Source organism: Paenarthrobacter sp. NPDC092416 (genome assembly GCF_044755025.1).
In the GTDB taxonomy this organism is placed as follows: domain Bacteria; phylum Actinomycetota; class Actinomycetes; order Actinomycetales; family Micrococcaceae; genus Arthrobacter.
In genome coordinates, this window is sequence record NZ_JBIVQG010000002.1 from 783,229 (window position 1) to 792,868 (window position 9,640).

The 9,640-nt window shown below is 65.0% G+C and carries 9 protein-coding genes; all 9 read left to right on the forward strand.

All coding sequences use genetic code 11. The features are described 5' to 3' along the window. Positions 1–36 precede the first annotated feature (36 nt). The 9 genes from argC (at position 37) to ACIQC5_RS07730 (ending at position 9,468) form a co-directional block, all read left to right on the forward strand. A complete protein-coding gene (gene argC / locus ACIQC5_RS07690; protein ID WP_400280110.1) occupies positions 37–1,068 on the forward strand; it encodes an N-acetyl-gamma-glutamyl-phosphate reductase in 1,032 nt (343 codons plus the stop codon). Continuing rightward, positions 1,065–2,231 (forward strand): bifunctional glutamate N-acetyltransferase/amino-acid acetyltransferase ArgJ, encoded by a 1,167-nt coding sequence (argJ, locus tag ACIQC5_RS07695; RefSeq protein ID WP_400280112.1) that lies wholly within the window; start codon positions 1,065–1,067, stop codon positions 2,229–2,231. Before argC ends, argJ begins: the two co-directional genes overlap by 4 nt. Positions 2,232–2,241: 10 nt before the next feature. Beyond that, complete coding sequence (gene argB / locus ACIQC5_RS07700; RefSeq protein ID WP_400280176.1) at positions 2,242–3,183, forward strand: acetylglutamate kinase; 942 nt, start codon at positions 2,242–2,244, stop codon at positions 3,181–3,183. Next, complete coding sequence (locus ACIQC5_RS07705; RefSeq protein ID WP_400280114.1) at positions 3,180–4,448, forward strand: acetylornithine transaminase; 1,269 nt, start codon at positions 3,180–3,182, stop codon at positions 4,446–4,448. Before argB ends, ACIQC5_RS07705 begins: the two co-directional genes overlap by 4 nt. Continuing rightward, entirely contained in the window at positions 4,445–5,446 is a 1,002-nt protein-coding gene (gene argF, locus ACIQC5_RS07710; protein WP_400280116.1) for an ornithine carbamoyltransferase, read from the forward strand. Before ACIQC5_RS07705 ends, argF begins: the two co-directional genes overlap by 4 nt. Further along, entirely contained in the window at positions 5,446–5,982 is a 537-nt protein-coding gene (locus tag ACIQC5_RS07715; protein WP_400280118.1) for an arginine repressor, read from the forward strand. Before argF ends, ACIQC5_RS07715 begins: the two co-directional genes overlap by 1 nt. A gap of 55 nt (positions 5,983–6,037) precedes the next feature. Further along, entirely contained in the window at positions 6,038–7,243 is a 1,206-nt protein-coding gene (locus ACIQC5_RS07720) for an argininosuccinate synthase (RefSeq protein WP_091466547.1), read from the forward strand. Beyond that, positions 7,243–8,658 (forward strand): argininosuccinate lyase, encoded by a 1,416-nt coding sequence (argH, locus tag ACIQC5_RS07725; protein WP_400280120.1) that lies wholly within the window; start codon positions 7,243–7,245, stop codon positions 8,656–8,658. Before ACIQC5_RS07720 ends, argH begins: the two co-directional genes overlap by 1 nt. Positions 8,659–8,730: 72 nt before the next feature. Beyond that, positions 8,731–9,468, forward strand: a complete 738-nt coding sequence (locus ACIQC5_RS07730; RefSeq protein ID WP_400280122.1) for a maleylpyruvate isomerase family mycothiol-dependent enzyme — start codon at positions 8,731–8,733, stop codon at positions 9,466–9,468. Positions 9,469–9,640: the final 172 nt, after the last annotated feature.

Below are 9,640 nucleotides of genomic sequence, written 5' to 3' on the forward strand. Positions count from 1 at the left end.
CGGCAACCATGAATAGTTTTGCTGTATAGTCGTGCCATGACTATTTCTGTTGCCGTCTCCGGTGCCAGCGGCTACGCCGGGGGAGAAGTGCTGCGGTTGCTCGCAGGCCATCCGAACGTCACCATTGGTGCGATCACTGCCCACAGCAACGCCGGTTCCAGACTAGGGGAGTTGCAGCCGCATCTCCATGGTTTGGCCAGCAGGATTCTCGAAGACACCACGGTGGAGAACCTCTCAGGTCACGACGTCGTGTTCCTGGCCCTTCCGCATGGAGCATCGGCCGAGATCGCTGCGCAACTGCCGGAAGGAACAATAGTCATCGACGCCGGAGCGGACCACCGCTTGCAGGACGCCGCCACGTGGGAGAAGTTCTACGGCTCGGCCCACGCCGGGACGTGGCCTTACGGCCTTCCGGAGCTCCCTGGGCAGCGCGAAGCACTCAAGGGTGCCAAGCGCATCGCCGTTCCCGGTTGCTACCCGACGTCGGCCCTGCTCGCCTTGACGCCAGGGTTCGACAACAACCTCCTGCTGACGGACGACGTCGTGATCGTCTCAGCTTCGGGCACGTCCGGCGCCGGCAAAGCAGCCAAAGTCAACCTGATCGGCTCCGAAGTCATGGGCTCCATGAGCCCCTACGGCGTGGGTGGCGGACACCGCCACACGCCGGAAATCGAACAGGGGCTCTCAAACGCCGCCGGGGAGCAAGTGACCGTATCCTTCACGCCTACCTTGGCTCCAATGAGCCGCGGCATCCTTACAACCGCCACGGCCAAGGTGGGGCACGGCGTCACGTACGCGGAGCTTCGCCAGGCCTGGACAGAGGCCTACGACGACGAGCCCTTCGTGCATGTGCTTCCGGAGGGTCAGTGGCCCAGCACCAAGTCGGTCCAGGGTTCCAACCACGCCGTCATGCAGCTGGCCTTCGACCAACACACTGGCCGCGTGATTGTCACGTGCGCCATCGACAACCTCACCAAGGGGACCGCCGGCGGAGCCGTGCAGTCCATGAACATTGCCCTCGGCCTGGACGAAACCGCCGGCCTGAACCTGCAGGGAGTTGCACCGTGACCATTACCGCCCCCAAGGGATTCCGCGCCGCTGGAGTCAAAGCCGGCATCAAGGCATCGGGCAACCCGGACCTGGCCCTCGTGGTCAACGACGGTCCGCTCAAGTCCGCGGCCGCAGTCTTCACTTCCAACCGCGTTGCCGCGGCGCCCGTGCATTGGTCGCGCCAGGTAGTCAGCGACGGCCGCGTCGACGCCGTGGTCCTCAACTCCGGTGGAGCCAACGCCTGCACCGGGCCGCAGGGTTTCCAGAACACCCATGCCACGGCTGAGAAAGTGGCAGAAGTGCTGGGAGTCTCAGCTTCCGACGTCGTCGTTTGCTCTACCGGCTTGATCGGCGAGCAGCTGCCCATGGACAAGATCCTCCCGGGCGTCGAGGCTGCGTTCCGTGAACTGTCCGAGGACGGCGGCTCTGCTGCCGCAACCGCCATCATGACCACGGACAGCGTTTCCAAAGAGGCCGTTTTTACCGGGACGGACGCCCAGGGTAAGCAGTTCACCGTCGGTGGCATTGCCAAGGGCGCCGGCATGCTGGCCCCGGGCCTGGCCACCATGCTGGTGGTCCTCACCACGGACGCTGAAGTGCCCGCGGATGAGCTCGACGTCGTCCTCCGCGACGCCACGCGGGTCACCTTCGACCGCGCTGACTCGGACGGCTGCATGTCTACCAACGACACCGTGGTGCTGCTGGCATCGGGTGCCTCCGAGGCTCTGCCGTCGGCTGAACAGCTGAGCGAAGGCATCACGCAAGTTTGCGCCGAGCTCGCCCGCAAGCTGATCGGCGATGCTGAAGGTGCCAGCCACGACATCGCGATCCGAACGTTCAACGCCGCGAGCGAGCGCGATGCGGAAATCGTCAGTCGCTCGGTGGCCCGGTCCAACCTCTTCAAGGCGGCAATCTTCGGCAAGGACCCCAATTGGGGTCGCGTTCTCTCGGCAGTGGGAACCACCGACGCCGTGTTCGAAGCGGACCAGCTCAACGTCTCCATGAACGGCGTCCAGATCTGCCGTAACGGCAGCATCGGCGACGACCGCAACCTGGTGGACTTGGAACCGCGCGAAGTACTGGTCGAAATCGACCTGCAGGCCGGCGAGGCCGAAGCCACCATTTGGACCAACGACCTCACGCACGACTACGTGCACGAGAACAGCGCCTACTCAAGCTGAGCGGATGACAATGACTGCGCACACCCGCGAGACCACGTCCATGAGCGACGCCCAGGACAAAGCCGGAACGTTGATCGAGGCACTGCCGTGGATCCAGCGATTTGCCGGCACCACCATGGTGATCAAGTACGGCGGCAACGCCATGGTCAACGATGACCTTCGGCGTGCCTTCGCGGAGGACATCGTGTTTCTCCACCACGTGGGCATCCACCCGGTGGTGGTTCACGGCGGCGGTCCGCAGATCAACTCCATGCTGGGCCGGCTTGGCATCGAGTCCGAGTTCAAGGGTGGCCTGCGCGTCACCACACCGGAAGCCATGGACGTGGTGCGCATGGTCCTCACCGGCCAGGTGGGTCGTGAACTTGTGGGCCTCATCAATTCGCACGGACCATACGCCGTAGGCATGTCCGGCGAGGACGGCGGGCTCCTGCGCGCAGTCCGTACCGGCACGGTTGTGGACGGCGAAGAGGTGGACCTCGGCCTGGTGGGCGAGGTAGTGGGTGTGGATCCCGCCGGCATTACGGACATCCTCGACGCCGGTCGCATCCCCGTGATTTCGACCGTGGCCCCGGAGATCCTTGACGACGGCAACGGCTTCCAGACCACCGGACAGGTCCTGAACGTCAACGCTGACACGGCGGCTGCCGCTGTCGCTTCTGCGCTGGGCGCCTCCAAGCTGGTCATTCTGACCGACGTCGAGGGCCTCTACGCCAACTGGCCGGACAAATCGTCGCTGATCTCCTCGCTGACCGCCACTGAACTCCGTGCCATGCTGCCCAAGCTCGAATCGGGCATGATCCCCAAGATGGCTGCGTGCCTCAAAGCGATCGACGAAGGCGTTGAACGCGCGCACATCGTGGACGGGCGGCTCCCGCATTCGATGCTTCTTGAAACTTTCACCACCGCCGGCATCGGCACCCAAGTTGTTCCTGATGAGGATGTGAATGCATGACCGCCAACGAAGCTGAACTGGTTGAAACTCCCGCTGACGCCATCGCTGGCCATAGCAGCGGCGCCGACTGGCTTGCCCGCTACTCTTCCTCGCTGATGGGCGTCTTCGGCACGCCCCAGCGGGTCCTGGTCCGCGGTGCGGGTAGCCTCGTGTGGGACGCCGACGGCAAGGAGTACTTGGACCTCCTCGGCGGCATCGCCGTGAACGCCCTGGGCCACGCCCACCCGTTTGTCACCTCGGTCATTTCCAGCCAACTCGCCACGCTGGGGCACGTGTCCAACTTCTTCACGAGCCCCACGCAGATCGCGCTGGCAGAAAAGCTGCTGTCCATCAGCAAGGCGCCGGCCGGTTCCAAGGTGTTCTTCGCCAATTCCGGCACGGAGGCCAATGAAGCGGCGTTCAAGCTCGCCCGGCGGCATAACTCCGATGGGAAGCGCACCAAGATCATCGCCCTCGAAGGGGCCTTCCACGGCCGCACCATGGGTGCACTGGCGCTCACAGCGAAAGAGGCGTACCGGGCGCCGTTCGAACCACTGCCCGGTGGTGTGGTCCACATCCCGTTCGGTGATATCGAAGCCCTCCGCGCCGCCGTCGACGATTCCACAGCGGCTGTCTTCCTTGAACCGATCCAAGGCGAAGCGGGCGTCCGGCCACTCAGTGCCGAATACCTGCAAGCTGCCCGCGAAGCAACCACCGAGGCCGGTGCGCTGCTGATTCTTGACGAGGTGCAGACCGGTATCGGCCGTACCGGCAAGTGGCTTGCCAGCGAAGACGCCGGTATCGTGCCCGACGCGGTGACACTCGCCAAGGGCCTTGGCGGCGGCTTCCCCGTGGGAGCGCTGATCACTTTCGGAAGCACGACGTCGGCCCTGCTCACCGCCGGTCAGCATGGCACCACCTTCGGCGGGAACCCCGTGGCAACGGCTGCCGCCCTGGCCACGCTGCACGCGATCGAAAGCCAGAACGTCCTGCACAACGTCCTCACCGTCGGAGCGCACCTGCGCAAGGGGCTGACTGCCATCGAGGCTGTTACCGAAGTCCGCGGTGAGGGTCTGCTGATCGGTTTCGATGTGAACGCTGATGTCGCGGCTGCCATGGTGACCGCCGCCCTGGATGCCGGATTCATCATCAACAGCCCGGGACCGCGGACCATCCGTTTGGCTCCTCCGCTGATCCTGACCGTCGAGCAGGCCGACCGTTTCCTGGCTGCCCTGCCTGAGCTGATTGCCACGGCCACCGCCCAAACCGCTAAGGACGCACAGTGAGCACTTCAACCCGTCACTTCCTCAAAGACACGGACCTGAGCCCGGCCGAGCAAGCCGAGGTGCTGGAACTCGCTGCGCGGATGAAGGCCGCGCCATACAGCGTGCAGCCCTTCGCTGCTGACGGAAACGGCCGCAAGACCGTCGCTGTGATCTTCGACAAGACATCAACCCGTACCCGAGTCTCGTTCGCCACCGGCATCGCGGACATGGGCGGCAACGCCTTGATCATCAACCCCGGCGAAGCGCAGATCGGCCACAAGGAATCCGTGGAGGATACCGCCAAGGTCCTGGAGCGCATGGTGTCCACGATTGTGTGGCGGACCGGGGCACACTCTGGCCTGGTGGCCATGGCAGAAAACTCCAAGGTGCCCGTCATCAACGCACTGTGCGATGACTACCACCCCTGCCAGCTCCTTGCCGACCTCTTGGCCGTCAAACAGCACAAGGGCGAACTGGCCGGACTGACCATGGCCTACTTGGGCGACGCCGCCAACAACATGGCGAACTCCTACCTTCTTGCTGGCGTAACGGCTGGAATGCACGTCCGCATCTCCGGCCCGGAAGGTTACCTGCCGGCCGCGGAGATCGTGGCTGCAGCGGAAGAACGCGCCGCTGAGACCGGCGGCTCGGTGCTGATCACCAGCGACGCTGCCGAAGCCCTTAACGGCGCGGATGTCGTGGCTACGGACACTTGGGTCTCCATGGGCCAGGAAGCCGAGAAGGAAGCCCGCATGCAGCTGTTCCGCGACTATTCCGTGGATGAAGCAGCCATGGCTCACGCCGCACCGGACGCAGTTGTGCTGCATTGCCTTCCCGCTTATCGCGGCTACGAGATTTCGGCCGGCGTCATCGACGGTCCGCAGTCGATCGTTTGGGACGAAGCTGAGAACCGCCTCCACGCCCAGAAGGCGCTCATGGCGTGGCTGATGCACCGCTCAGGCCTCGCCTTTGTAGAGGGTCTTTCGCCCGTTGAAGGTACCGGGGAGAGCACGTTCTAGTGTCCGCCAATCCGTCCGTCCCGGGCGCCAGCCCGGCCACCAAGACTGCCCGCCAGGCGCGAATCACCGCGATCCTGACGGGTGAGTCCGTGCGTTCCCAAGCAGAGCTTGCGGCCCTGCTGGCGGACGACGGCGTCCAGGTCACCCAAGCCACCCTGTCCCGGGATCTCGTCGAACTTGGCGCAGTAAGGGTTCGTGGCAAGGAAGGTGCGCTTGTTTACGCCGTACCGGGCGAAGGCGGCGACCGCAACGCCAAGAGTGGCGTCACCCAGGAAATCCTGGATGCACGGCTCTCGCGGCTCTGTGGTGAGCTGCTGGTGACGGCCGAGGCTTCCGGCAACATTGTGGTGCTGCGAACGCCGCCGGGTGCCGCAAATTTCCTGGCCCTGGCCATCGACCACTCGGTGATGCCGTCCGTATTGGGTACGATCGCAGGCGACGACACTTTGCTGCTGGTCGCACGGGATCCCGATGGCGGGGCGGAACTGGCGGCACGCTTCCTGCGCATGGCCGAAGAAGCCGGGCCGGGCAACTAATTGATCCACACAGCATTGATCCACATGAACCAAGCAACAACAAAGGAGCACTCTCGTGACTGAGCGCATTGTTCTGGCCTACTCCGGTGGCCTTGATACTTCTGTAGCCATCGGCTGGATCGGTGAAGCCACCGGTGCCGAGGTCATCGCCGTGGCCGTCGACGTCGGACAGGGCGGCGAGTCGCTGGAGACCATCCGCCAGCGCGCCCTCGGTTGCGGCGCCGTCGAGGCCTATGTCGCTGACGCCCGCGACGAATTCGCCAACGAATACGCCATGCCCACGCTGAAGGCCAACGCCCTGTACCAGGGCCACTACCCGCTGGTTTCGGCCATTTCGCGTCCGGTCATCGTCAAGCACCTGGTGAAGGCCGCCCGCGAATTCGGCGCCACCACCGTTGCGCACGGCTGCACCGGCAAGGGCAACGACCAGGTCCGCTTTGAAGTCGGCATCCAGACCCTCGGCCCGGACCTGAAGTGCATCGCACCCGTCCGCGACCTCGCCCTGACCCGCGACAAGGCCATCGCGTTCGCCGAGGAAAAGGGACTGCCGATCGAGACCACCAAGAAGAACCCGTACTCGATCGACCAGAACGTCTGGGGACGCGCCGTCGAGACCGGATACCTCGAGGACATCTGGAACGCGCCCACCAAGGACATTTACGACTACACCGCCACCCCGGAATTCCCGCCGGCACCGGATGAGGTCACCATTTCCTTCCAGGCCGGTGTGCCGGTAGCGATCGACGGCGTCAAGGTCACCCCCCTGCAGGCCATCCAGGAACTGAACCGCCGTGCAGGCGCGCAGGGCGTTGGCCGCATCGACGTCGTCGAGGACCGGCTCGTGGGCATCAAATCCCGCGAAATCTACGAAGCACCGGGTGCCATGGCGCTGATCACCGCGCACAAGCACCTCGAGGACATCACCATCGAACGCGAGCAGGCCCGCTTCAAGGCCACTGTTGGCCAGCGCTGGGCAGAGCTCGTCTACGACGGACAGTGGTTCTCCCCGCTCAAGCGCTCCCTGGACGCCTTCATCGAGGACACGCAGCAGTACGTTTCCGGCGACATCCGCATGGTCCTCCACGGCGGCCAGGCAATCGTCAACGGTCGTCGCTCCGAGACCTCGCTGTACGACTTCGACCTCGCCACCTACGACACCGGCGATACTTTCGACCAGTCCATGGCCCGCGGCTTCATCGAGCTGTGGGGCATGTCCTCCAAGGTTGCCTCGGGTCGCGACCTGCGGGTCGCAGGCGAATAATGACGTCGGCAACAAACGAAGGCGCACTGTGGGGCGGCCGGTTCGCCGGTGGCCCCGCGGATGCGCTTGCCGCACTGAGCAAGTCCACGCACTTTGACTGGCGGCTGGCCCGCTACGATATCGCCGGCTCCAAGGCCCACGCCCGCGTGTTGGCCAAGGCCGGGCTGTTGGACGACGCCGAGCTCGAGGGCATGCTCACCGCCCTCACCCAGCTGGACGAGGATGTGGCGAGCGGTGCCTACCTCCCGGCCGAGAGCGATGAGGATGTTCACGGTTCACTGGAGCGTGGCCTGATCGAGCGTGCAGGAACACAGCTGGGCGGCAAGCTCCGCGCCGGCCGTTCCCGCAACGATCAGGTTGCCACGCTCGGCCGCATGTTCCTCCGCGACCATGCCCGGATCATCGCGGCTGGCGTCCTTGCCACCATTGACGCCCTGGTGGAACAGGCAAAGACGCACCACGGTGTGGCCATGCCTGGCCGGACGCACCTGCAGCACGCACAGCCCGTCCTCCTGAGCCATCACTTGTTGGCTCACGCCTGGGCGCTGCTGCGCGACGTGCAGCGGCTCCAGGACTGGGACAAGCGCGCCGGGGTTTCGCCGTATGGCTCGGGTGCCCTGGCTGGTTCGTCGCTCGGTCTGGACCCCGAAGCTGTTGCTGCTGATCTCGGTTTCTTCTCGGCGGTCCACAACTCGATCGATGGCACAGCATCCCGCGATGTCTTCGCTGAGTTCGCCTGGGTCTGCTCCATGATTGGCGTGGATCTGTCCCGTATCTCCGAGGAAGTCATTTTCTGGGCCACCAAGGAGTTCTCCTTCGTCACGCTGCACGACTCGTACTCCACGGGGTCCTCGATCATGCCGCAAAAGAAGAACCCGGACGTTGCGGAGCTCGCCCGAGGCAAGGCAGGACGCCTGATCGGCAACCTGACCGGGTTGCTGGCGACGCTCAAGGGCCTGCCACTCGCGTACAACCGCGACCTTCAGGAAGACAAGGAGCCGGTGTTCGACGCCGCAGACACCCTGGAGCTGCTGCTCCCGGCCGTGTCCGGCATGATCGCCACGCTCAAGTTCAATACCGAGCGCATGGAATCGTTGGCCCCGCAGGGCTTCGCGCTGGCAACGGACATCGCTGAATGGCTCGTTCGCCAGGGCGTTCCGTTCCGCGAGGCCCATGAGCTCTCCGGTGCGGCCGTCAAGCAGGCTGAGGGCCGTGGCGTGGAGCTGTGGGACTTGACTGACGAAGAGTACGCGGCCATCTCCGAGCACCTCACTCCCGCGGTGCGCAGCGTGCTCAGCACCGAAGGCTCGCTCAACAGCCGCAACTCCCAGGGCGGTACCGCGCCGGCCGCCGTCGAGCGCCAACTGGCAGCGCTCGAGGCCGAACTGGAAGCCGCGCGCAGCTACGTAAGCTAGCAATCCTGGCGGGATGGTACGTCGCGGCATTTTCCGCGAGGTGCCATCCCGCAGTGCGTTAACATTGGCGCTATGACCCGACTCACACCTGAGACGCTGCTCGCCGAGCTTCACAAAGCTGCCGACGTCGTCACCCGCCTCGTTTCCACGTTGGACGAATCGTCCGTCGCCGAACCGTCGGTGCTCCCTGGCTGGTCCCGCGGCCACGTCCTTGCCCACATCGCCGGTATCTCGAATGCCATGGCCCGCCAACTCGAATTCGCCCAGCGCGGCGAGACGATCGAGCTGTACGACGGCGGTCCGGAAGGCCGCACCAAGGCCATTGAGCTCGCAGCGGGGCACAGCCTCGCGGACCACACTGAGTCAGTGGGTGCTGCCTTGGCCCGGGCGTTGGCCGTCTTCGATGCCCTGGCGCCGGGGGACTGGCAGGCGCGCATCGCCTACCGGGACGGGACAGTGCTCGACGGCGGTCTGGCGTTGTGGCGCGAACTCGTCATCCATGCTTCCGACCTGGGAACGGGACGGGGACCCGAGACCTGGAGCCGGCCGTTCTGCGAGCACCTGGTGGAGTTCCTGACGGCCCGGGTTCCTGAGGCCTACAAGTTTGTTCTTCAGCCCACCGGTTTGCCGCAGATGACCATCGGCAGTGGCGGGACGTCCATTGCCATCACGGGGATGCTCACGGACATCGCTGCCTGGCTCGCAGGCCGGGAGCCCAGCCTGGGAAGCCTGAGGGCCACAGCGGCAGCGGACGGGGTGGAACTCCCGGACCTGTTGCCGTGGCCTGCGGCGCTGCCCGCGCCCCGCTAAGGCGCCGCTCGCTCTCTAACGTCCTGTCGTGTTTGGCGGTTCGCGCTCCCACGTCCTGTCGTGTTTCGCGGCTCGCTCGTTACCTTTTTCGTAGCCCCTTTCTGGTGAAGGATGTGGGTGTGCTGGCCTGCCGGTCCCGGCATGATTGCGACGCTCTGTTTTTGATGATCCG

Coding starts and splice junctions, on each gene's coding strand:
- ACIQC5_RS07730 (WP_400280122.1), top strand. CDS start 8,731: ATGACCCGACTCACACCTGAGACGCTGCTCGCCGAGCTTCACAAAGCT.
- argH (WP_400280120.1), top strand. CDS start 7,243: ATGACGTCGGCAACAAACGAAGGCGCACTGTGGGGCGGCCGGTTCGCC.
- argC (WP_400280110.1), top strand. CDS start 37: ATGACTATTTCTGTTGCCGTCTCCGGTGCCAGCGGCTACGCCGGGGGA.
- ACIQC5_RS07705 (WP_400280114.1), top strand. CDS start 3,180: ATGACCGCCAACGAAGCTGAACTGGTTGAAACTCCCGCTGACGCCATC.
- argB (WP_400280176.1), top strand. CDS start 2,242: ATGACTGCGCACACCCGCGAGACCACGTCCATGAGCGACGCCCAGGAC.